At 66.8% G+C, this 22,045-nt stretch carries 24 protein-coding genes, 1 tRNA gene and 1 riboswitch; of the genes, 12 read left to right on the plus strand and 13 right to left on the minus strand.

The window, feature by feature from the left end; all coding sequences use genetic code 11:
• Nucleotides 1–312: 312 nt before the first annotated feature.
• The 4 genes from E2K76_RS15240 to E2K76_RS15255 all read right to left on the minus strand — a co-directional run bounded on the left by E2K76_RS15240 (nt 313) and on the right by E2K76_RS15255 (nt 2,744).
• Nucleotides 313–402, minus strand: a tRNA-Ser gene (locus tag E2K76_RS15240).
• 34 nt (nt 403–436) lie between these two features.
• Nucleotides 437–1,135: a triose-phosphate isomerase gene (tpiA, locus tag E2K76_RS15245; protein WP_136685261.1), complete on the minus strand. Its 699-nt coding sequence runs from the start codon at nt 1,133–1,135 to the stop codon at nt 437–439.
• A 57-nt stretch (nt 1,136–1,192) separates the two neighbouring features.
• Entirely contained in the window at nt 1,193–1,543 is a 351-nt protein-coding gene (locus E2K76_RS15250; protein ID WP_136685263.1) for a HesB/IscA family protein, read from the minus strand.
• A gap of 58 nt (nt 1,544–1,601) precedes the next feature.
• The gene (locus E2K76_RS15255) at nt 1,602–2,744 is read right to left on the minus strand and encodes a replication initiation protein (RefSeq protein ID WP_136685265.1); all 1,143 of its coding nucleotides are present in this window, start codon (nt 2,742–2,744) and stop codon (nt 1,602–1,604) included.
• Nucleotides 2,745–3,257: 513 nt separating this feature from the next.
• On the opposite strand from E2K76_RS15255, the gene E2K76_RS15260 reads away from it, so the two are divergent.
• Together E2K76_RS15260 and E2K76_RS15265 are read left to right on the plus strand one after the other, a co-directional pair.
• Nucleotides 3,258–4,643, plus strand: a complete 1,386-nt coding sequence (locus E2K76_RS15260) for an AAA family ATPase (protein WP_136685267.1) — start codon at nt 3,258–3,260, stop codon at nt 4,641–4,643.
• Nucleotides 4,636–5,709 carry a ParB/RepB/Spo0J family partition protein gene (locus E2K76_RS15265; protein WP_136685268.1) on the plus strand — a complete coding sequence of 358 codons (1,074 nt, stop codon included), beginning with the start codon at nt 4,636–4,638 and terminating at the stop codon, nt 5,707–5,709. Before E2K76_RS15260 ends, E2K76_RS15265 begins: the two co-directional genes overlap by 8 nt.
• Before the next feature lie 126 nt (nt 5,710–5,835).
• Here the strand turns inward: E2K76_RS15265 and E2K76_RS15270 are convergent, their stop codons facing one another.
• The 3 genes from E2K76_RS15270 to E2K76_RS15280 are packed head-to-tail and all read right to left on the minus strand — an operon-like array spanning nt 5,836 to nt 9,042.
• Nucleotides 5,836–6,927, minus strand: coding sequence for a TRAP transporter substrate-binding protein (locus tag E2K76_RS15270; RefSeq protein ID WP_220432266.1), 1,092 nt, complete (start codon nt 6,925–6,927; stop codon nt 5,836–5,838).
• A gap of 29 nt (nt 6,928–6,956) precedes the next feature.
• Nucleotides 6,957–8,483, minus strand: a complete 1,527-nt coding sequence (locus E2K76_RS15275) for a TRAP transporter large permease (protein ID WP_136685272.1) — start codon at nt 8,481–8,483, stop codon at nt 6,957–6,959.
• 4 nt (nt 8,484–8,487) lie between these two features.
• A complete protein-coding gene (locus tag E2K76_RS15280; RefSeq protein ID WP_136685274.1) occupies nt 8,488–9,042 on the minus strand; it encodes a TRAP transporter small permease subunit in 555 nt (184 codons plus the stop codon).
• A 146-nt stretch (nt 9,043–9,188) separates the two neighbouring features.
• On the opposite strand from E2K76_RS15280, the gene E2K76_RS15285 reads away from it, so the two are divergent.
• Nucleotides 9,189–11,204: an NAD(+) synthase gene (locus tag E2K76_RS15285; RefSeq protein ID WP_136685276.1), complete on the plus strand. Its 2,016-nt coding sequence runs from the start codon at nt 9,189–9,191 to the stop codon at nt 11,202–11,204.
• Here the strand turns inward: E2K76_RS15285 and E2K76_RS15290 are convergent.
• On the minus strand, nt 11,201–12,223 hold the full coding sequence (locus E2K76_RS15290; RefSeq protein WP_136685279.1) for a GlxA family transcriptional regulator: 1,023 nt from the start codon (nt 12,221–12,223) through the stop codon (nt 11,201–11,203). The genes E2K76_RS15285 and E2K76_RS15290 overlap by 4 nt on opposite strands.
• A gap of 169 nt (nt 12,224–12,392) precedes the next feature.
• Between E2K76_RS15290 and E2K76_RS15295 the strand changes: the two genes are divergently transcribed.
• On the plus strand, nt 12,393–13,187 hold the full coding sequence (locus E2K76_RS15295) for a RibD family protein (protein ID WP_246032981.1): 795 nt from the start codon (nt 12,393–12,395) through the stop codon (nt 13,185–13,187).
• Here the strand turns inward: E2K76_RS15295 and E2K76_RS15300 are convergent.
• Genes E2K76_RS15300 through E2K76_RS15315 form a run of 4 tightly spaced genes read right to left on the minus strand, consistent with a single transcriptional unit; the run spans nt 13,140 to nt 16,170 of the window.
• Nucleotides 13,140–13,868 carry a class I SAM-dependent methyltransferase gene (locus tag E2K76_RS15300; RefSeq protein WP_136685280.1) on the minus strand — a complete coding sequence of 243 codons (729 nt, stop codon included), beginning with the start codon at nt 13,866–13,868 and terminating at the stop codon, nt 13,140–13,142. The two genes, E2K76_RS15295 and E2K76_RS15300, sit on opposite strands and share 48 nt — an antisense overlap.
• A complete protein-coding gene (locus E2K76_RS15305) occupies nt 13,865–14,857 on the minus strand; it encodes a glycosyltransferase family 4 protein (protein WP_136685281.1) in 993 nt (330 codons plus the stop codon). Before E2K76_RS15305 ends, E2K76_RS15300 begins: the two co-directional genes overlap by 4 nt.
• On the minus strand, nt 14,854–15,231 hold the full coding sequence (locus E2K76_RS15310) for a 6-pyruvoyl trahydropterin synthase family protein (protein WP_136685283.1): 378 nt from the start codon (nt 15,229–15,231) through the stop codon (nt 14,854–14,856). Before E2K76_RS15310 ends, E2K76_RS15305 begins: the two co-directional genes overlap by 4 nt.
• A 9-nt stretch (nt 15,232–15,240) precedes the next feature.
• A complete protein-coding gene (locus E2K76_RS15315; RefSeq protein WP_136685285.1) occupies nt 15,241–16,170 on the minus strand; it encodes a zinc-dependent alcohol dehydrogenase in 930 nt (309 codons plus the stop codon).
• 105 nt (nt 16,171–16,275) lie between these two features.
• Nucleotides 16,276–16,377, plus strand: a riboswitch (TPP riboswitch).
• Between the two features lie 58 nt (nt 16,378–16,435).
• Here E2K76_RS15315 and thiD point away from each other — a divergent pair.
• The 6 genes from thiD to E2K76_RS15345 are packed head-to-tail and all read left to right on the plus strand — an operon-like array spanning nt 16,436 to nt 20,602.
• Entirely contained in the window at nt 16,436–17,245 is an 810-nt protein-coding gene (gene thiD / locus E2K76_RS15320; RefSeq protein WP_136685287.1) for a bifunctional hydroxymethylpyrimidine kinase/phosphomethylpyrimidine kinase, read from the plus strand.
• Nucleotides 17,236–18,156: an FAD-dependent oxidoreductase gene (locus E2K76_RS15325; RefSeq protein WP_136685288.1), complete on the plus strand. Its 921-nt coding sequence runs from the start codon at nt 17,236–17,238 to the stop codon at nt 18,154–18,156. Before thiD ends, E2K76_RS15325 begins: the two co-directional genes overlap by 10 nt.
• Complete coding sequence (gene thiS, locus E2K76_RS15330; protein ID WP_136685290.1) at nt 18,153–18,344, plus strand: sulfur carrier protein ThiS; 192 nt, start codon at nt 18,153–18,155, stop codon at nt 18,342–18,344. Before E2K76_RS15325 ends, thiS begins: the two co-directional genes overlap by 4 nt.
• 4 nt (nt 18,345–18,348) lie before the next feature.
• Nucleotides 18,349–19,110: a thiazole synthase gene (locus tag E2K76_RS15335; protein WP_136685292.1), complete on the plus strand. Its 762-nt coding sequence runs from the start codon at nt 18,349–18,351 to the stop codon at nt 19,108–19,110.
• On the plus strand, nt 19,107–19,700 hold the full coding sequence (locus E2K76_RS15340) for a thiamine phosphate synthase (RefSeq protein ID WP_136685294.1): 594 nt from the start codon (nt 19,107–19,109) through the stop codon (nt 19,698–19,700). Before E2K76_RS15335 ends, E2K76_RS15340 begins: the two co-directional genes overlap by 4 nt.
• Nucleotides 19,679–20,602 carry a HesA/MoeB/ThiF family protein gene (locus tag E2K76_RS15345; protein WP_136685296.1) on the plus strand — a complete coding sequence of 308 codons (924 nt, stop codon included), beginning with the start codon at nt 19,679–19,681 and terminating at the stop codon, nt 20,600–20,602. Before E2K76_RS15340 ends, E2K76_RS15345 begins: the two co-directional genes overlap by 22 nt.
• Here E2K76_RS15345 and E2K76_RS21000 read toward each other — a convergent pair.
• Nucleotides 20,599–20,730: a hypothetical protein gene (locus E2K76_RS21000; RefSeq protein ID WP_281280742.1), complete on the minus strand. Its 132-nt coding sequence runs from the start codon at nt 20,728–20,730 to the stop codon at nt 20,599–20,601. The genes E2K76_RS15345 and E2K76_RS21000 overlap by 4 nt on opposite strands.
• Nucleotides 20,731–20,838: 108 nt before the next feature.
• Here E2K76_RS21000 and E2K76_RS15350 point away from each other — a divergent pair, with 108 nt between their 5' ends.
• Together E2K76_RS15350 and E2K76_RS15355 are read left to right on the plus strand one after the other, a co-directional pair.
• Nucleotides 20,839–21,762 carry a cation diffusion facilitator family transporter gene (locus E2K76_RS15350; protein ID WP_220432261.1) on the plus strand — a complete coding sequence of 308 codons (924 nt, stop codon included), beginning with the start codon at nt 20,839–20,841 and terminating at the stop codon, nt 21,760–21,762.
• The gene (locus E2K76_RS15355) at nt 21,755–22,045 is read left to right on the plus strand and encodes an ArsR/SmtB family transcription factor (protein ID WP_246032982.1); all 291 of its coding nucleotides are present in this window, start codon (nt 21,755–21,757) and stop codon (nt 22,043–22,045) included. Before E2K76_RS15350 ends, E2K76_RS15355 begins: the two co-directional genes overlap by 8 nt.

A 22,045-nucleotide genomic window follows, 5' to 3' on the forward strand; every position in this document is an offset into this window, starting at 1 on the left:
TCTGGCTCTGAAACTCAATGAGTCTGGACCCTAAGCTCATCCAGACGCGGCATGAACACGCGCTGTCGCTTGCTAAGCTGGACAGGACACGTTCTCGCCCTGCAGCGAACGCGGACCTGTTCGAACACACCGCAAAATATATCTATGATCCGGAAAACGCGTGGCTGGGCGGCAACTTGCAGGAGCGAAAGCTCCTTCTGAAGTTATGTTTCGACAGCCCTCTCGTCTACCACAACAGACGAGGCTTTCGAACACCGAAATTGACCCGCATCTTCATGGCATTAGATGCCGCAGAAGAGGGAGAGTCTTATCTGGCGGATGGGGTGGGATTCGAACCCACGGTAGAGTCACCCCTACGCCAGTTTTCAAGACTGGAGCCTTAAACCGCTCGGCCACCCATCCGCAGAGGCGCTGAATATCACGCCGGGGGCGAAGTTCAAGCCGCTGCCAACGCCTTCGCAATCGCAAGGAAGTCGGCCGACTTCAGGCTTGCGCCGCCCACCAGCGCGCCGTTGACGTCCGGCACGGCAAATATCTCGGCGGCGTTGCCCGGCTTGACCGAACCGCCATACAAAAGCGGAACGTCCACCCGCGCGCGTAGGAAGCCATGAACTTCGGCGATTTCCTCCAGCGTTGGCGTGCGGCCTGTGCCGATGGCCCAGACCGGCTCATAAGCGACGACCAGCCGCGCGGGATCGAGCCCGGCGACAGACGCGGCGATCTGCGCGCCAACCACGTCCAGCGTGCGACCCGCGTCGCGTTCCGCCTCGGTCTCGCCCACGCAGACGATGGCGGTCAGCCCTGCGCCTTGGGCGGCCTGCGCCTTCGCGGCCACTTCTTCACTGGTCTCGCCATGATCCGCGCGCCGTTCCGAATGGCCGACGATGACATATTCCGCCCCGGCATCGGCAAGCATCGCGGCGGACAGATCACCCGTATGCGCGCCCGCCCCCTTCGCATGGCAATCCTGCCCGCCCACCGCCAGACCGAACGCAGCGGCGCGCGCAAGCAGTGTCGCAGGCGGGCAGATCAGCACTTCGCACCCTTCGGGCGCCCCGGCCGCAATGGCCTCGATCTCGGCCAGATCGGCCGCAAGGCCGTTCATCTTCCAGTTTCCCGCCGCCAGCTTACGCATCCACAACCTCCATTGAACGGGCGGAGGTTACGCGAGACGGACGTGGCAGGGAAGCCGTCACATGTCCTTGAACTTGATGGATTCCCCACAGCCGCATGCCTCGGCCACATTCGGATTGCGGAATTTGAACCCCGATTCCAGAAGCGAGGTCTCGTAGTCGATCTCGGTCCCGAACAGGAACATCTGCGCCATGGGGGCGATCATCACCCGCGCGCCATCTTGCTCGACCGTCTCGTCCATCGGGTTCACCTCGGACACATAGTCCATGGTGTATTCCATCCCGGCGCAGCCGCCCTTCTTTACGCCGATCCGAAGACCGGCAGAGTTCTGCTTCGTCATCAGCCGCGCGATCTGCCGCGCCGCCGCCGGGGTGATGCTGACCGCCTGCTTGCCGGGGATCGAGAACATGGGGCTACTCCTTGGAACGTCCTTGAAAATGGGGCCTCCGGCGCGCGGCTGCAAGAGGTCAGTCGAAGGCACCGGGGTGCAACTCCTCCCAGAACAGCCGAACCGCTTCCGCGTTCAGCGCACTCATCCAGCCGTGCCGCTCGAAATCGTCGCGCGCCGCGCCCGACAGCATCGACAGGAACAGCCGCCGGTCGGCGTCGCGCTGCGTCGGCGTCCGGCTCGACACCAGCTCCTGTATCCGGCTCAGCTGTTGCGCGCGCGGCGACAGCACCGCAGGTTCCGGCACCCGCAGCGCCGCCGTCAAATAGCCGACGGGGTTCCTGATACCCCCCTGCCCTTCCACATGATCCAGCTTGGCATCGACATGCCCTTCCCCATGTTCGGCGATCCACTGCCGCGCCAGCCGGTCCGCCGCACCCAGACGGCGCAACCGCTCATAAACGGGCGAGCGCCGGGTCCCTTCCCCGTCATCCAGATCCAGAATCGCAAGCTGCGGGTTCTCGCGGATCAGGAACCGGATATCGGTCACCGTCCGGCCCATCTTCCGCGTCTCCGGCTCGATCACGATGTTCGAGGACCGGTTGACCTCCTCCACCGCGGGCTTGATGATCTTGGCATTCAGATGCTTGAACACCTCGTAATAGGCGCTGTCGTTCACGCCCATCAACCGCCGGAATATATCCAGCGACCACCACCCGGTGCTGCCCGTCCGCACGAAGCGATAACAGTTCTCATACAGCGCCAGCGCATGCCCCGAGGTGAAGCGCCGCTGGATGTTCAGGTTGATCAGCGCAAAGACCTTCGGATCGTTCAGCTTCGACGCCAGCGCCGGCGAATACCCATATTCGCAAACCCCGCCCTTCAGCTTGGCATAGGACAGCAGCGAGGACACACCCCATTCCTGCCGCCCCTCCTCGTCCAGCATGTCCCACTCGGCCACCGTCTCGGCCAGCCCGCGCAGCGCCGCCTTCAGCGTGTCCATATCGTTCGAATTGTATCCGATCATCAGGCACAGCGTGCGCGCATCGATCCGGTGCACCTGCTGCGTCACCAGCGTGTCATAGGCATTCAGCAGCAGCACGTTCGACAACCGCCGCTGCAACAACGACAGCTTGCCTGATACATGGATCGCCGCCACATGCTTCTTGACCGCCCCGCGCCGCAACGCTCCGGTCAACTGGTCCCTGGGGATGTCGTTCATCCGCCTGCCTCATCACTGCTCCGGAGTCTTCGCGACTCTCTGCCCCCGAGGCTAAACCCAAAGGCACCCACCCACAAGCGCCCTTCCGGCACCTTTCCACCCATCCCGTATCCGGGCACCTTTGACGCAGAGGTTCCGCGAAAGGTATCCGTTTACGGGACGGGCCCTGTGGACAACCCAATCGCCACCTTCACCATCCCCAAAAAAACCAAGGAAAACCCCCTTCCGATTCGCTTTTCGGCAGAATCAGCACCCTTCATCCCGTATCCGGGCACCTTTCACCCCGTATTCGGTCACCCCACATCCCGAACACGGGCACCTTTGGCAAGAATTCATGTTTCTAAACATAGACTTGCTGGCTCCAAAGATTCTAAAATATCCAAAGATTCGAAACTTCAGGTTGCTGCTTTTTTCGATATTTCCTTGGAAAGGGGTCTTGGCGATTCACATCTGGCTTCGGATGTGCGACTGAACGACGAATATCTGGATAAATCGCGTACAAGAGAGCGCAGGATGAGCAGCAAATCAGATCTTCCGCCCTATTTCGGCATCGACCCAGAGGAGGAGGCCGCCCGCCTCGCCCAACCTATAGATACGTCGCGATTCGCCAAGGCCGCGGCTTTCGCGGCACGGGGGCGCGACGATCTGGCCAAGCGCGGCTATGCCCCGGACGGCAAGAAGCGCCTTCGCCGTTTCTCCACTTGGGAAGTGTGCAAATACCTCATCCCCATCGCTCCGGCCCATCTCCGCCGTGTCCTCAAATCGCATCCGGACCTGCCGCAGGGCACCGGCGAAGGTGGCGCGAAATGGTTCACACTGGACGAAATCCTTATCCTTCGCGATCATTTCGCAACCGAGGGTGCAGGCTGGCGCGAATACAAGGCGTGGCGTCCCGAAGGGCTTCCGGCGAAGGTCGTCGCAGTTGCGAACTTCAAGGGCGGCGTCGGCAAGACTTCGACCGCTGCCCACCTTGCCATGTCGGCGGCACTTGACGGATACCGCGTCCTTGTCATCGACCTCGACAGCCAGGGCTCGATGACCTCGATCATGGGCGGTCAGGTCACCGACGAATGGCAGACCGCCTTCCCCATGCTGGCCCGCGATTTCGCCATGCATCTTCAGGCTGAAAACAAAGTGCGCGAGGCTGCGGGCCAGCCCCCCCTGCCCTTCGACGAAACCTTGACCGAGGCGCTGAAGGTTTCGCCGCGAAACCTGATCCAGAAAACCCATTGGCCGAACATCGACCTGATCGGTGCTCAGCTGAACCTCTACTGGGCCGAATTTCAGGTGCCGGTCTGGCGGATGCAGCTTCGAAACTGGCCGCTCTGGGACAGTCTGGGGAATGCATTGTCCGATGCTGGCATCCTTGACGAATACGATATCGTCCTTTTGGACACGGCCCCTGCCCTTGGCTATCTGACCATCAACGCCCTTTCGGCGGCAGATATCCTGCTCGTGCCGCTGGGCGCGTCCTTCCTCGAATTCGACTCGACCGGACGCTTCTTCGACATGATCTACTCCACCTTCGCTTCGATCGAAGAAGGTGAAAACCGTGCCCGCCGCGCCGACGGACTGCCCGAGATGCGGTTCGAATGGGATGCCGTGCGGGCGCTGATCACCCGGTTCGATCCTGCCCAGCAGACGGATCTGGCGAATGTGGTCCAGGCCTATTTCGGGGATTTCATGACCACCTATCGGCAGGAGATCACCGCCATGGTCGGTCAGGCCGGCGAGCAGGTTTCGGGAATCTACGAAACCGATTATCGTGACTTCAACCGCGACACCTATGTCCGGGGGCGCGAAACCTTCGATCAGACATGGGCCGAGGTGAAACGCGTGCTTCTGGGAACCTGGTGGCGCGATATGAAACTGGCCGAGAAGGAGGCGGAGAATGGCTAAACGCAGGAAGCTCGAAGCGCCGTCCGCCGATGATCTCACGCGGTTCGAGGAGGAGTTTCGCCGCGAAACCTCCCGCATGCCGCTGGTCGCGCCCATCAGCCAGGTCGCAGCCGAGGCCGCCAGCGCGCATGATCCGCGCCCACCCGTCGAGCGTGCGGAGGCCGCCAAGGACCGCGTCGATGCCGAACGCCACCGGGATGCCGACCGCCGCGGTCTGATGCTGCGGGAAATCCCGCTGACGGATATCGAACCCGACGCCATCGTTCGCGATCGCATCGCGCTGGACAGTGACGAGCTGACCGAGTTGCAGCTTTCCATTGCCGCGCAGGGCATGCGCCTCCCGGTCGAGGTGTTCGAGATGGAGGGGCCCGGCAAGCGCTACGGTCTTCTGTCCGGCTATCGGCGCCTCCGCGCAGTCCAGAACCTCCTCGCGCTTAGCGGTCAGGAAAAATACCTGACCATCAAAGCCATTGTCCGCGACCCCGAGGCAATGGGCGGAACCTTTGCCGCCATGGTCGAGGAAAACGAGGTCCGCGCCAACCTGAGCCATTTCGAGCGCGGGCGCATCGCCGTCATCGCCGCAAAGCAAGGCGCGTTTCCGAATGTCGAAGCCGCGGTGGATGCGCTGTTCGTGTCGGCCTCCAAGGCCAAAAGGTCCAAGGTCCGCTCCTTCGCGCTGGTCTTCGAAGAACTGGGCGACATGCTGACTTTTCCCGGCGCCTTGCGTGAAAAGGACGGGCTGAAGATCGCCGCCGCCCTGCGCGATGGGCATGAGGCCGCGCTGCGCGAAGCCTTGGCAGACCGCACGCCCGAAAGCCCCGAGGAGGAGATGCAGATCATCGATGACGGGATCGCGGGCCTTCAATCGGCGGCACCGCGGCCCGAAAGGGGAGGGCGACCGAAATCCGTCTCTCGCGGGCGCAAGGCACGGCTTGCGACGCAAATAACCCTGACATCGGGTGTCGATTCCAACGGTTGGTTCATCCGGCTGGACGGCGACCGGGTCAGCGCGGATCTGGTCGAAGCCGCGATGTTGGAACTGGAGAGGCTGCTGGGTCCGGCATGAGGTTTCGCCGCGAAACCGTCAGCCTCGGGCCGAAACGTGAACATGCAGGCGCCGCAAGCGCGAAGCGTTTGCCCGCGGGCCGATGCCTCCCCCTGAGCGGGGGAGGTTGAGGGGCGCGGTTTCCGGCTATTGCCCCGCCGCTTGCGCTGCATAGGCATAGCTTTCATAGCTGTATTCGGCGACGCGGAACCATTCGAACCCCTCGTCGCGGAATTTCTTCCAGCCCGGATAGATCGCGGCCCACTCCGGCACGCGTTCGCTGTATTCGGCGTAAAGCTCGAACGTCGCCTTGTAGGCGGCTTGCATCACATCCATCGGCAGGGGGCGGAGTTGCGCCCCTTTGCCAACCAGCGACCGGATCGCGTCCTTGTTCTTCACATCGTAAAGCGCCTGCATGTTGATGTTCGCGGCCTTGCAGGCCGTGTCCAGCGCCGCCTTGAACTCTTCAGGAAGGGCGTCATGCTGCTGGCGGTTGATGAAGAAGTGGATCGTCAGACCGCCTTCCCAGAACGCGGGATAATAGTAATAGGGCGCGATCTGATAGAAGCCGAGCCGTTCGTCGTCATAGGGGCCGACCCATTCCGCGGCGTCGATCGTCCCGCGTTCCAGCGCCGGATAGATGTCGCCGCCCGGAAGTTGCTGCGGCACGACGCCAAGGCGCGACATGACCTCGCCCGCGACGCCTGCGATGCGCATTTTCAAACCCGAAAGATCGGCCAAGCTGTTGATTTCCTTGCGATACCAGCCGCCCATCTGCGCGCCGGTGCCGCCGCCGGGTTTGCCGATCATGTTATAGGCGGACAAGAACTCGTCATAGGCTTCGTTGCCACCGCCATGATAGAGCCACGCATTCTGCAGCCGGGAATTGAGGCCGAAGGGAATGGCCGAGCCGATGGCGAAGGTAGGGTTCTTGCCGGTGAAATAGTATCCGCAGGTATGGGCGATCTCGACCGTGCCGGCCTGCACGGCGTCGATGGCTTGCGGGCCGGGAACAAGCTCGCCGGCTTGAAAGACCTGAATCTGGAAACGGCCGCCGGTCATGGCGGACAGCGCCTCGGCCATGACGGTCGCGCCGCCATAGATCGTGTCGAGGTTGTTGGGAAAGCCCGAGGTCAGGCGCCAGCGGACTTCCGGCTGGCTTTGCGCCACCGCCGGAGCCGCCAATGCGGTGGCGGCCCCGGCAAGGGCGCTTCGGGACAGGAAACGGCGACGGTCTATGGACTTCATGTGGTTCTCCTCCGTGAAAATCAGTTTGCGGGTGTGCCGAAGCTGGGCGGCGGGGGCAGGGCAGGGGCCCCGCCCGGCGCAGGGGGCGCGCCGAAGGTGGGGACAGAGGGCATCGCGAAGCCGTCGGTTCCCGGCATCGGGACGTTGATCTGGATGCTGTCCGGGTCCGCCGCGACGATGCCGGACCGGTAATGCGTGACAAGGCCGGGGAAGGCGACGACGATCGCCACCATCGCAAGCTGGATCACCAGAAAGGGGATCGCCCCCATATAGATCTGCCCCGAGGTCACCGGCTGGATCGTGCGGCCCGTCACCCGGTCCTTGTAGGCGCGGCTTGGGGCCACGGATCGCAGGAAGAACAGCGAGAAGCCGAAGGGCGGATGCATGAACGAGGTCTGCATGTTGATCGCCAGCATCACCCCGAACCAGATCAGATCGATCCCGAGGCTGTCGGCCACCGGGGCCAGCAGGGGGATGATGATGAAGGCCAGCTCGAAATAGTCGAGGAAGAAGGCGAGGAAGAAGACCAGCAGGTTGGCAAGGATCAGGAAGCCGATCTCGCCCCCCGGAACCGAGGTCATCAGATGTTCGACCCAGACATGGCCGTTGATGCCATAAAAGGTCAGCGAAAAGACCCGCGCGCCCAGAAGGATGAACAGAACGAAGGCCGACAGCCGCACGGTGGAGTAGAGCGAGTCGCGCAGCAGTGGCAGGGTCAGTTTGCCGTTCATGGCCGCAAGGACCAGCGCGCCCACCGCGCCCATTGCGCCCCCTTCGGTCGGGGTGGCGATGCCGAAGAAGATCGTCCCCAGCACGAGGAAGATCAGGATCAGCGGCGGAATGAGCGAGGTGAGGACCCGGCCCAGCAGCTTCCAGCCGCGCAGGGTGCGCGCCTCGGGTGGCAGGGCGGGGACCTTGTTCGGTGCGATGATGGAGGTGATGGCGATATAGGCGGCATAGGCGCCCACCAGCATCAGGCCAGGAACCAGTGCGCCTTTATACATGTCGCCCACCGACCGGCCCAACTGGTCGGCGAGAATGATGAGCACGAGGCTGGGCGGAATGATCTGCGCCAGCGTTCCCGAGGCCGCGATGGTGCCTGCCGCGATGCGCCGGTCATAGCCGTATCGCAGCATGATCGGCAATGAAATCAGACCCATGGAGATGACAGAGGCCGCGACGACCCCGGTGGTGGCCGCAAGGATCGCACCGACGAAGATGACCGCATAGGCGATGCCGCCGCGGATCGGGCCGAACAGTTGGCCGATCGTGTCCAGCAGCGCCTCGGCCATGCCGGATCGTTCGAGGATCAGGCCCATGAAGGTGAAGAAGGGGATGGCGAGCAACGTCTCGTTCGACATCTGGCCGAAGATGCGGTCGGGGATCGCCTGAAACAGGTTGATCGGCAGGAGGCCCATCTCGATCCCGATGAAGCCGAAGACGAAGCCGACGAAGGCCAGCGCGAAGGCGACCGGATAGCCGATCAGAAGCACCACGATCAGCGAGGCGAACATGATCGGGGCGAGGTTTTCTGCGATGAAGGACATGGGGTTACTCCACCAGCGCGGCGGCTTCGGCATCCGCCTCGGCCACGGGGTCGGGGATCAGACCGCCAAGGATGGCGATGCGCTTGATCAGCTCGGACAGCCCTTGCAGCGCCAGAAGCGTGAAGCCGATGGGGATGAGCAGCCATGCCGGCCATTGCACGAGCCCGCCGGTGTTGTTCGACACCTCGCCCGAGGCGAGCTTGTCCATCGCGATCGGCCATGACAGCCAGATCGTCACGAGGCAGAAGGGCATGAGAAACAGGATCGTGCCGAAGATTTCGACGAGAAGCTGCTTGCGGCGGGACAGGGTGCCGAAGACGAGGTCCACCCGCACATGTTCGTTCCGCAGCAGGGTATAGGCCGCAGCCAGCAGGAAGGCGGCGGAGAACAGATACCACTGCGCCTCCAGCCAGGCGTTGGAACTGATGGAGAAGGCCTTTCGCATCACCGCGTTCACGGCGCTGATGAGGATGGCCGCCAGAAGCAGCCACGAGACGGATTTCCCTATGAATGTGTTGACGGAATCGATCAGGCGCGAAAGCGCCAGCAATATCTGCATGTGATATCCCCCGGGCGCCGCGCCTCCACGCGCGGGCCTACGCTAAGAAGCGTAAGGGAGGGCGGGCGTTTCGCGCAACAGGCTTGCGGGGCTTGTGCTGGCGGCGGTGGGGGCTAATTTGCGGCTGGCTGCAAGGAGATGCCCCCGTGAGTCGCGATCTGCCGTTCCAGTCCATCCACCGCCACGGATTCGTGCGCGTGGCGACCTGCACGCCTGCCGTGCGGCCCGCCGATGTGGCGTTCAACCGCGATGCCGTGCTGGAGCGGATGGCGGCGGCGGCGCGCGAGAAGGTCGATCTGCTGGTCTGTCCGGAATTGTGCCTGTCCTCCTATGCCATCGACGATCTGCATATGCAGGCGGCGCTGCTGGATGCGGTCGAGGATGCGGTGGGGGTGATCGCGGCGGCGAGCGAGGCGGCGGTGCTGATCGGCGCGCCGCTGCGGGACGGGGGGCGGATCTTCAACTGCGCGGTGGCGGTGGCGGGCGGCAGGGTGCTGGGCGTGGTGCCGAAGTCGTTCCTGCCGAATTACCGCGAGTATTACGAGAAACGCTGGTTCGCGCATGGGCGGGGGCAGCGGGGCGGGACGATCCGTGTGGCGGGGCAGGAGGTGCCGTTCGGCGTGGACCTGCTGTTCCGGTCGGAGGTGCTGCCCGGTTTCGTGTTCCATGCCGAGATCTGCGAGGATTTCTGGTCGCCGGAGCCGCCCTCGACCAAGGCGGCGCTTGCGGGGGCGGTGGTGCTGGCGAATCTTTCGGCGTCCAACATCACCATCGGCAAGGCGTCGGACCGGCATCTGCTGTGTGCCAGCCAGTCGATGCGGGCAGTCGCGGCCTATGCCTATTCCGCGGCCGGGTCGGGGGAAAGCACGACCGATCTGGCCTGGGACGGGCAGGGGGCGATCCACGAGTTGGGCGAGCTGCTGGCGGAATCGCCGCGTTTCGCGCTGGAGCCGCAGCTTTGCATCGCCGATGTGGATGTGGGGCGGATATTGTCCGAGCGGATGCGGACGGGGACGTTTGCGGATGCGGCCGAGGGCGTCGGCGGATACCGGGTGGTGGGGTTCGGGCATCCGGTGGGCGGGGCGGAGGATCTGCGGCGGTCCCTGCGGCGCTTCCCCTATGTGCCGAACCGCGAGGCGATGCGGGATCAGGATTGTTACGAGGCGTTCTCGATCCAGGTGGACGGGCTGCGGCGGCGGTTCGAATCGACGCCGGTGAAGAATCTGGTCATCGGGATTTCGGGCGGGCTGGACAGCACACATGCGTTGATCGTGGCGGCGAAGGTGATGGACCTTCTGGGGCTGCCGCGCACGAACATCCTTGGCTTCACCATGCCCGGATTCGCGACGGGAGATGAGACGAAGGGCAATGCCTGGGCGCTGATGCGCGCGCTGGGCATCAGCGCCGAGGAGATCGACATTCGCCCCGCCGCGCGGCAGATGCTGACCGATATGGGGCATCCCTTTGCGGATGGCGAGCCGGTATATGACATCGCGTTCGAGAATGTGCAGGCCGGACTGCGGACCGATTACCTGTTCCGGTTGGCGAACCAGCGGGACGGCTTCGTGATCGGGACGGGCGATCTGTCGGAGCTGGCGCTGGGCTGGTGCACCTATGGCGTAGGCGATCACATGAGCCATTACGGCGTGAATGCCGGGGTGCCGAAGACGCTGATCCAGTATCTGATCCGCTGGACGGCCGATACGCAGGTGGACGCGGGCGCGGCAGAGGTTCTGCGGCGCATTCTGGAGACGGAGATTTCGCCGGAACTGGTGCCGGGCGAGGTCTTGCAGGGGACCGAGGCGAAGATCGGGCCGTATGAGCTGCACGATTTCTTTTTGTTCCACATCATGCGCTATGGGTTCACGCCGTCGAAGTTGGCGTTTCTGGCCTGGCATGCGTGGCGGGACCGTGCGGCGGGCAATTGGCCTGCGGGATTCCCCGAGGGCAAGAAGAACGAATACGATCTGGCGACCATCTGCAAATGGCTGGAAGGGTTCCTGTGGCGGTTCTTCCAGACGGCGCAGTTCAAGCGGTCCGCGCTGCCGAACGGGCCGAAGGTGTCTGCCGGCGGGGCGCTGTCGCCGCGCGGGGATTGGCGTGCGCCTTCGGACGGGGTGGCGAAGGTGTGGCTGGACGATCTGACGCGGGTGCCGCGCTAGGTTCTGTGGCGATAGCGGGGCAAGGCGCCGTGACGCGCGCTCCATGCCTTGCGGAAGGCGGCGAGGGAGTTGAAGCCGGAGGCGAAGGCGATCTCGGTCAGGGTCATGTCGGTTTCGGACATCAGGCCATGCGCGCGGTCCAGCCGGATGCGGCGCAGGAATTTCGCGGGCGAGGTGCCGATATGGTCGTTGAACAGGCGTTCCACCTGACGGCGCGAGATTTTTTCGGCATCGAGGATGCCGGCGAGCGAGAATTCGTCGGCCCGTTCCTCGACCATCTGGCGGATGATGCGCAGAAGCACCGGGTGCCGCGTCTGATAGGTGGCGGCAAGCGAGACGCGCTGGCGGTCGTCGGCGATGCGGGAGCGACCGTGCAGGCACATGTCGGAGACCATCTGCGCCAACGCCGCGCCGTGGTCGGCGGCGATCAGCGCAGTCATCATGTCCACTGCCGCGTTGCCGCCGCCGCAGGTCAGCACGCGCTTGTGCTGGACATAGAGCGCATCGGCAATGGCGAGGTCGGGGAAGTGTTCGGTGAAGGTGGGGTGGACCTCCCAATGGATGGTGAAGCCTGATCTTTCCAGAAGGCCCGCGCGGGCGAGGCTGAACGCCCCGGTGCAGAGGCCGCCGACCGTGCCGCCGTGGCGGGCATGGTCGCGCAGCCATGCCAGCGCGCGGGGCGATGCGGCAAGGTATCCGTCCACACCCGAGCAGATGAAGGCCGTATCCTCGCGCGGGACGGTGGCAATGGCGCTGTCCACCGGGATCGCGATGCCGTTGGAACAGCGGACGGGCTGGCCATCCTCGGATTGCAGGAACCAGCGATAGAGGCACCGGCCCGTCAGCTGGTTGGCGATGCGCAGCGGTTCGACCGCCGATGAGAAGGCCAGCATCGTCATCCCGCGCAGAAGCAGGAAGTGGAAGTCGCGCGGCGCATCGACGGCGCGGATCGACAGATGGGCCGCGCCGCGGCTGACGAAGCGGCCGTTGTCGGCAGGGGGCTTGGGCTGAGCGTTCATTCTGGCCTCTCGCTTTGGGGTCAGCATCGCGCCGGGCGGGGCGGCGCGCTGTGCGGGGTGCGTCATCCCGTGATGCGAAGGCGACCTGCCGCTTGACCGGGATGGGGGCGGGGCTAGGTGGATTCTGGTTCCGTGCGGGTGCCGGGCTTTGGGGAAGGAAGCATACGAGGTGCAGAGGGTTACTGTGACGCAGGGCGGCTGGCGTGACCTTCTGGATATGCGGGACGGCGGTGGGCCGGCGCATCGCGCCTCGGCGGCGACGATGGCGCTTTATGGGCCAATCGCCGGTGCGCGGGGCCGGTTCTGTCTGGCGCAGGTCGGTCAATCGCTGGACGGGCGGATCGCGACCGTGTCCGGGGACGCGCGCGACGTGTCGGGGCAGGGCGGGCTGGTTCATCTGCATCGGTGTCGCGCGCTGGTGGATGCCGTGGTGGTGGGGATCGGGACCGTGCTGTCCGACGATCCGCGCCTGTCGGTGCGGCTGGCCGAGGGGCCGGACCCGGTACGCGTGGTGATCGACTGCAACGGTGTGATGCCCGCCGACGCGCAGATGCTGGAGGATGGCGGAACCGAGGTGATCGTGGTGCAGGCCGATGACGTGCCGGTGCGGTTTGCCGGAACGATCCGCCTGCCGCGGGGGCCCAAGGGGCTTTGTCCGGGCGCAATACTGGACGCATTGGCCGCGCGGGGGCTGTGCCGTGTGCTGATCGAGGGCGGGGCGCGGACCATCGCGCGATTCGTCGAGGCCGACCTGCTGGACCGGCTGCATGTGGCAGTTGCGCCGCTGATCATCGGGGCCGGACCATCGGGGATCAGCCTGCCCCCGGTGGAGCGGCTGTCGCAGGCGCGCCGCCCCGTGACCGAGGTTTACGACATGGGCAGCGACGTTCTGTTCGATTGCGTGCTGCGCCTGCCCTCAGCCGTCCGGCAGTGCCAGAAGATCGAGATGCCCCACGCGACATGACCCCCGAGAGGCGAGACGCGCGGCGAGCCAGTCTTGCGTATCGATGCCGGTTGCAGCGGCGGCCTCTGCGACGCCCGTGACGAAGGCGGTGTGGAGCGGGCCGGGCTGGAGCAGCCACGGGCTGGGGGCGAGGGTGGCGCGAAGCCCCATCCCTTCGCAGCGTGCGGCAAGGATTTGCGCCGCCTCTGGCCCAGCGGCGGGGCCGAAACCCTTGTCGCGCCGCTGATGACGGTTGAAGGCGGCGACCACGGCACCGTCCTGTGGGTGCGGGTCGGACCATTCCATCATCCCGTCATAATTCAGCGCGGCATAGAGGCCGGTGCGTCTGCCAAGATGGGCAACGAAATCCGTAATGAAGGCGGGCGAGCAGAGGTCGAACAGGGCAGAGGCCGTGACCAGATCGGCGGTGGGAAGCGTGGAGAGGTCGGCGAGGTCGATCCGCAGGGTTTCGGCCTGGGGGTGGTTCTGTGCAGCTTCGGTCAGCAAGGCGGGATCGCGGTCGGCGAGGGTCCAGCGGGCGGGGCGGTTCACCGCGCGCAGGGTCGATCCGGTGCCGCAGCCGATGTCGAGGATGCGGGTGGCGGGCGTGATCCTTGCGCGGAAGGCGTCCAGCAGGGCGGGATCGCGGGCGGCGTGGTCGGCAGGCTCGCGCAGGGTCAGCCATGCGGCGGTGAAGCTCATGCCAGCGCCTCGGCGACGATGCGGGCGGTTTCGGTCCAGCGGGGCAGGGGTGTGCGGGCCGCGCCGGAGGCGAGGCGGCAGCGGGTGGCGGGATCGGTCAGCAGAAGGCGCAGGGCAGCGGCGAAGGCCGAGGCGTCGTTTGGCGGCACGAGGATGCCCGCGCGTTCCGGCACGACATCGGGGATCGCGCCCGCGCGGCAGGCAACGATGGGCAGGCCTTGGGACATCGCCTCGGCAAAGACCATGCCGTAGCCTTCGTATTTGCTGGCAAGGGCGAAGATGTTCGCGCGGGCCATAAGGGCGCGCGGGTCTGCGACCTCGCCCATGAAGGTGACGCGCGGGGTGGCGCGGGATTCGAGCGCGGCGGCGGTGGCGGGGTCGAGGCTGCGCGATCCGGCGATGATGCAGGTCCAGTCGAGGTCGTTTAGGGTTTCGAGCGCGTCCAGCAGGATGTCGTGCCCCTTTCGCGGGATCAGCGTGCCGATGGACAGGATCAGCGGCGGGGTGCTGCCCGTGGCCATCGGGGCCGGGTCGGTGCCGGGCAGGGCGACGGTGGCGTTGGGGATGCCGAACTGGGCGGCAAGGTCGCGCGCGGTTTGGGGCGAGGTGACGATGACGCGGGCGGCGGCTGCGAGGGCGCGGGTTTCGGATTGGCGCAGGGCGGTTTCGGTTTCCGGCGGCAGGCCGCCTTCCAGCGCCAGCGGGTGATGGACCAGCGCGGTGATGTCCAGCGTCGAGCGGGCGGCCCATGCGTCCAGCACGCCATAGGCGAGGCCGTCGATCAGGATACGGCTGCCTTGGGGCAGGGCGTCCAGCGCGGCTTCGGCTTTGCTGCGGGTGTCCGGCGAGGGGTTCGGAAAGCCTTCGCCGAGCGGCAGCAGGTCCACCTGCCAGCCCAGCTTGCGCAGTTCCGCGATCAGGCGGCGGTCATAGGCGTAGCCGCCCGTGGGCAGGTCCAGATCGCCGGGATAGGCGAAGGTGAGCTTCACAGGTCGGCCTCGTACCAGCCGCGGGCGGCGTGGGATTCGTGTAGCGTCACGCGGATGCGGGCGATGTTCGGGCCGATGCGCTCTGCGCGGGCGGCCAGTTGGTCGAAGATGTGCTTGGCAAGGAATTCGGTGGTGGTGATCTTGCCCGGCAGTACCTCGTCAAGGTTCTTGTAGTTGAGGGGGGCGAGGGCTTCCTTCAGTTCGGTGGTGGCGAGGCCGATGTCGATGGCGAGGCCGTCCTCGTCCAGCTCTCGGGCGAAGAAGGCGGCATCGACGACGAAGGTCGCGCCGTGCATCCCCTGGGCCGGGCCGAAGACCGGGCGGGGCAGGGAATGGGCGATCATGATGTGATCGCGGACCTCGATGGCGAACATGGCGGGCTCCTAGTAGCGGATGCGGTGGCAGATGGTGTCCGGCGCGGAGAGGATTTCGCCGTAGCGGGCGGGCAGGTCGTCGAAAGCGGTCTCGCCGGTGATGAGGGCGTCGAGCGCGGGGTCGCGCAGGAGGTCGAGCGCCTTTTGCATCCGGCGGGTGTGGGTCCAGCTGGGGCGGCGGGTTGGCGGCAGGTTTCCGACCTGCGATCCGGCGATGCGCAGGCGGTTCGCGTGGAACGCGCCGCCAAGGGGGATGGTGACGGGGGCGGGGTGCCAGCTTGCCTCGACGATGAGGCTGTCGGGGGCGGCGTGGTCGATGGCGGTGGCGAGCGCGTCCGCCGAGGCGCTGGCGTTGATGGCGATGTCAGATCCGGGTTGGGGCGGGCCGAAGGGGATGTTCAGCGCGCGGGCCGGGGTGGCGCGGGCGGGGTTGGGGTCGGTCAGGCGCAGGTCCGTGCCGGGGATGCGCGCGGCGATCCATGCCGTCAGAAGGCCGACCGTGCCTGCGCCGAAGATGTTCACCCGGTCGCCGGGGGCGATCCCGGCATCCCAGACGATGTTCAGCGCGGTTTCCATGTTGGCCGCGAGGATGGCGCGTTCGGGGGGCAGGCCGGGGGGGAGGGGGTATGCCTCGGGCGCGTCGAACTGGGTCTGGTGGGGGTGGAGGCAGAAGACGGGGATGTCTCCGGCAAGGCCGACGGTGGCGTAGCCGTATTTGACGGGGAAGGGAAAGCTGCCGCCCTGGTTCGGGCCGCGCATCCGGTCGTACTCGCTTGGCGGGACGCGTCCTGAGAAGACCATCGCCTCGGTTCCCCGGCTGATGCCGCCGAACAAGGCGCGGATGCGGGTCTGGCCGGGGGGCGTGGGGGGCAGGGTTTCCGCGCGAAGCTCAGCTTCTTGGGCGCGGGGGAACCAGAGGGCGCGGGCGGTGTCGGGCAATGGGTTTTTCCTGAGGGCTGCTTGGCAGCTAGTGTCGTGCGGGGCCGGGGCAAGGCTGCAAATCCGGGCTGGACGGGGGAAGGGCGCGCGGATAGGCTTTGTCTTGATTATCCGTTGGGGTGCCCTGCGAGGGGCTGAGAGGCGATGCGCCAACCCATCGAACCTGATCCGGGTCATGCCGGCGGAGGGAACGGATAGGCGGCGCTTTTCCCGGCGCGGCCGTCTTGTCTTTCGTCGTCGCCCCCGGTCCGACCGAGGAGGGAAGATGACGAAGGTTGTGCTTGCGATCGCCGGGTCCGACAGCGGCGGCGGTGCGGGAATTCAGGCGGATCTGAAGGCGGTCTCGGCGCTGGGCGTCTATGGCGCGACGGCGGTGACTGCTGTGACGGCGCAGAATACGCGCGGGGTGACGGCGATCCATGCGGTGCCGCCTGCGGTGATCGGGGCGCAGGTTGCGGCGGTGATGGCCGATATTCGCGTCGATGCGGTGAAGATCGGGATGGTTGGCGGGCCGGGCGCGATTGCGGCTGTGGCCGAGGGGCTGCGGGGCTGCGGGGCGCCGGTGGTTCTGGACCCGGTGATGATTGCGAAATCGGGGGACGCCTTGGTGGGCGCCGATGGGGTGGCGGCGCTGATGCGGCTGCTGCCGCTGGCGACGGTGCTGACGCCGAACCTGCCGGAAGCCGCGCGGCTGTTGGATATGCCCGAAGCGCAGGGCGAGGAGGAGCGGGTCCGGCAGGGGCGGGCGCTGTTGGCGCTTGGCCCGCGATATGTGCTGATGAAGGGTGGCCATGCGGAGGGGGCGGTCTGCACCGATCTGCTGGTCGGGGCGGAAGGGGTGGCGCGGTTTGCGGCGCCGCGCATTGTCACGCGGAACACGCATGGGACGGGGTGTTCGCTGTCCTCGGCCATTGCGGCGGGGCTGGCGCGGGGGATGGCGGTGCGCGACGCGGTGGGGCTGGCGCATCGTTGGCTGCATGGGGCGATCCTTGCGGCCGATGGGCTGGGGATCGGCGGCGGGCACGGGCCGGTCCATCATTTCCACGCGCTTTGGCCGGTGCCGGAATGCGTGTGACGGTGATCGGCGCGGGTGTCGCGGGGCTGTGCGTCGCCCGCGAATTGCGGGCGCGGGGGGCGGAGGTTGCCGTGATGGGCGCGGCGCCGGGGCCGGAGGCCTGTTCGTGGTGGGCGGGCGGGATGCTCGCCCCCGATTGCGAGGGCGAGAGCGCCGAGGAGCCGGTCGTCCGGCTGGGGCGCGAGGCGGCGGATTGGTGGCAGGCGCAGGGCGTGCGGGTGCATCGGCGGGGAACGCTGGTGGTGTCTCCGCAGCGGGATGCGGCGGCGCTGGCGCGGTTCGCGCGGCGCAGCGGCGGGCATCGCGAGGTGGATGTGGCGGAGATTGAGCCTGCGCTGCCGCAGCGGCGGGGGCTTTTCTTTGCCGGCGAGGCGCATCTGGCCCCGCGCGAGGCGCTTGCGGTGTTGGCGGCGGGGGCGGAGTTCACGCGCCGGGCCGAGGGGCGGGTGATCGATTGCCGGGGCCTGTCTGCGCGGGATGCGCTGCCGGATCTGCGCGGGGTGCGGGGAGAGACGGTGCTGATCCGCTGCCCGGACGTCGCGATCTCGCGTCCTGTGCGGCTGCTGCATCCGCGGATGCCGCTTTACCTCGTGCCGCGGGGGGAGGGTGTTTACCTTCTGGGCGCGACCAGCGTCGAAAGCGACGGGCGGGGGCCGCCGACGGTGCGCGCGGTGCTGGAATTGCTGTCCGCCGCGTTCGCGCTGCATCCGGCGCTGGCCGAGGCGGAGGTGCTGGAACTGGGCGCGGACGCGCGGCCCGCCTTTGCCGACAACCTGCCGCGCGTTCGCCGGGTGGGCGAGGTGCTGCATGTCAACGGGCTTTATCGCCACGGCTTTTTGCTGGCGCCCGCGATGGCGCGGTTGGTGGCGGATCATCTTTTGCTGGGGATCGAACCGGAGGTCATGGAATGAGGATCATCGTCAACGGCACGCCGCGCGAGGTGGTTGCGACCACGCTGGCCGGGGCGTTGGAGGAGGTGGGGATCGTCGGGCGCTTTGCCACCGCCGTGAACGGCGTGTTCGTGCCAGCGGCGGGGCGGGAGATCGCGTTGTCCGAAGGGGACGCGGTCGAGGCGTTGGCCCCGATGCAGGGGGGCTGATCGGATGGCGGTTTTCTATGGCGAGGAGTTGGGGAGCGCGCTGATGCTGGGGACGGCGGGCTATCCCTCGCCCGCCGTGCTGGCGCGGGCGTTTCGGGTGTCGGGGGCGGGGGTGGCCACTGTCTCGCTTCGGCGCGAGGCGGGGGGCGGGCAGGATTTCTGGGCGCTGGTGCAGGATCTGGGCGTGCGGCTTTTGCCGAACACTGCCGGCTGTCATGGCGTGCGCGAGGCGGTGACGACCGCCCAGATGGCGCGCGAGGTGTTCGGCACCGACTGGATCAAGCTGGAGGTGATCGGCCATGCCGACACGCTTCAGCCCGATGTGTTCGGGCTGGTCGAGGCGGCGCGTATACTGAGCGCCGAGGGGTTTCGGGTGTTTCCCTATTGCACCGAGGATCTGATCGTCTGCGAGCGTTTGCTGGAGGCGGGTTGCGAGGTGCTGATGCCTTGGGGCGCGCCCATCGGGTCGGGGATGGGGCTGAACAATCCGTTCGGTTTGCGGGCGTTGCGGGCGGCGTTTCCGGGCGTGCCGCTGGTGGTCGATGCCGGGATCGGGCTGCCGAGCCATGCCGCGGCGGCGATGGAGATGGGATATGACGCCGTGCTGGTGAACAGCGCCGTGGCGCGGGCGGGCGATCCGGCGGCGATGGCGGGCGCGATGGCCGGTGCGGTTCGCGCGGGGCGGGCGGCATGGCTGGCCGACCCGATGGAGCGGACGGATATGGCTGTCGCCTCGACCCCCGTGCTGGGGAGGGCGTTTTTGTGAAGCTGCCACGGTTCTATCCGATTTTCGACAGCGCGGATTGGGTTGCGCGGGCGCTGCCTTTGGGTGTGCGGATGGTGCAGTTGCGGATGAAGGACCGGCCCGAGGAGGCGTTGCGGGCCGAGATCGTCCGGGCGCGCGACCTGTGCCGGGATCATGGGGCGATCCTTGTGGTGAACGACCATTGGCGGTTGGCGATCGGGGCGGGCTGCGACTGGGTGCATCTGGGGCAGGAGGATCTGGACGATGCCGATCTGGGCGTGATCCGGGCGGCGGGGCTGCGGGTCGGCATCTCCACGCATGATGGGGCGGAGTTGGATCGGGCGCTGGCGGCGGGGGCGGATTATGTCGCACTCGGCCCGGTCTGGCCGACGATCCTGAAGAAGATGAAGTGGGAACGGCAGGGGGTGGAGCGGCTGACCGAGTGGAAGCGCCGCGTGGATGTGCCGTTATGCGCCATTGGCGGCCTGACGCCCGCGCGGGCGTTGGAGGCGTTTGCGGCGGGGGCGGATGTCGCCTCGGCGGTGACGGATATCACGCTGCACCCGGACCCCGAGGGGAGGATGCGCGAATGGCTGAGGGTGACGGGATGAGATATGCGCGGCAAGAGGTGATGATCGGCGCCGAAGGGCAGGCGCGGCTGGCGGCGGCGCGGGTGCTGGTCGTGGGCGCGGGTGGGCTGGGCGTGCCGGTGCTGCAATATCTGGTGGCGGCGGGGGTGGGGCATATCGTGCTGGTGGACCCCGACCGGGTGGAAGTGTCGAACCTGCACCGCCAGCCGATCTATGGTCGTTATCCGGGGATGCCCAAGGTGGAGGCGGCGGCGCTGGAGATGGCGGCGCTGAACCCGGAGGTGGTCGTGGAGGCACGCAGCTGTCGGCTCGACCCGACGAATGCCGATGGGCTGGTTTCGGCGGCGGATCTGGTGCTGGACTGCGCCGACAGTTTCGCCGCGACCTATGTGCTGTCGGATGCGTGTCTGGCGGCGGGGCGGGCGCTGATCTCGGCCTCGGTCCTGCGGGCGGAGGGGTTCGTGGGCGGGTTCTGCGGGGGGGCGCCCTCGGTCCGGGCGGTGTTCCCGGAATTGCCGGAGCGGGCGGGGACTTGCGCGACCTTGGGCGTCATGGGGCCGATGGTGGGGATGATCGGCGCGGCGCAGGCGCAGATGGCGCTGACGGTGCTGCTGGGCGACCGCACGCCGCTTGGGATGCTGCTGCGGTTCGACGGGCTGCGTCCGTCGGCGTTCCGCTTCGACGGGGCGGTGGAGCAGGGGGGCTTTCGGTTCATCGCGGCGCAGGATGTGCGCGAGGATGATCTGGCGGTGGAGTTGCGGGACGAGGAGCCGGTGCCCTTCGTCCCTTGGGCCGTGCGCGAGGTGCGTGCGGATGGGCGGCGGGTCGTGTTCGCCTGCCGGTCCGGGCTGCGCGCATGGGCGGCGGCGGACCGGCTGCGTCGCGACTGGCCGGGAGAGATCGTGCTGGTCGCGATGGGTTAGCCGCAGACGCCCTGTTTGCCGCCATCGGCCTGATCGCTGCCGCCGCGCGTCTCGCGCTGCCAGCCGCAATCGTGGTCTGCCTGACGGACCGGAGCGGGTTCGGATTTGGGTGTGGCGGATTGTTTCATGAGGGTGCTCCTTGTCTGGCGGCGTTTGAACATCCGGGAGGGGGATTTGTTCCAGCTTGACGAATCCAACGTATGAACAGATGTTCATGTCATTCGCGGAGGGATGCCATGCACGATCATGACCACGACCATCATCATCACGCGCCGGATGTGACCGCCCGGAACGAAAAGGTGGTTCTGGCGGGGTTCCTGCTGACCTTCGGTTTCATGTTTGCCGAGATCGCGGGCGGGCTCTTGTCGGGGTCGCTGGCGTTGATCGCGGATGCGGGGCATATGGCGACGGATGCGCTGGCGCTGGCGCTGGCATGGCTGGGGTTCCGGCTGGGACGGCGCGCGCAGGACGAACGGCGCAGCTTTGGATACCTGCGGACCGAGGTTCTGGCGGCGCTGTTCAACGCGGTTGCGCTGATCCTGCTGACCGTGTGGATCGTCTATGAGGCGGCGGTGCGGCTGGCTGATCCGGGGCCGGTTCTGGCCGGGCCGATGGCGGCCGTGGCGGCGCTGGGCCTTGTCGTGAACTGCGCGGTGTTCTGGATGCTGAGCCGGGGGCAGCGCGATCACGTCAACATCCGCGGGGCGATGCTGCATGTGCTGGGGGACCTTCTGGGCTCGGTCGCGGCGATCGGGGCGGCGGTGATGATCCATTTCACCGGCTGGACGCCGATCGATCCGATCCTGTCGGTGCTGCTGTCCGCGTTGATCCTGCGCAGTGCCTGGGGGCTGCTTGGGAATTCGCTGCACATCCTGATGGAAGGTGCGCCGGGCGGTGCGGCCCCCGAGGCGGTGCGGGCGGAGGTTCTGTCGCTGCCGGGCGTGCGCGAGGTGAGCCATGTGCATACATGGTCGATTTCCTCGGGCAGCTCCGCCGCGACGATGAGCGTCACGCTGACCGACGGCGCCGACCCGGCGGGGGTGGTGGCGGAGGTGAAGCATCTGCTGGCGGAACGGTTCGCGCTGTCCCATTCCACCATCGAGATCGACTGGACGGGCCGGGACGATCATTGTCCGCTGGGACGGCACGCGCGTGGATGATGTGGAAGTGATGGCGGGGATATTCCGCCTGATGGGCGATCCGACCCGGCTGCGCATCCTGCTGGCCTGTCTGGACGCGCCGCAGTCGGTGGGGGCCATCGCGGCGGCCACGGGCGCCTCGCAATCGCTGGTCAGCCATCACCTGCGCCTGCTGCGCGCCGCGCGTCTGGTCGCGGGCCGGCGCGAGGCGCGGCAGGTCTTCTACGTCGCCGCCGACGACCACGTGCGCGACGTGCTTCGGAACCTGATGCATCACGCGGCAGAGCAGGGCGGCCCGACTTGA

It is taken from the genome of Falsirhodobacter xinxiangensis (assembly GCF_004959935.1).
GTDB classification, from domain to species: Bacteria; Pseudomonadota; Alphaproteobacteria; order Rhodobacterales; family Rhodobacteraceae; genus Falsirhodobacter; species Falsirhodobacter xinxiangensis.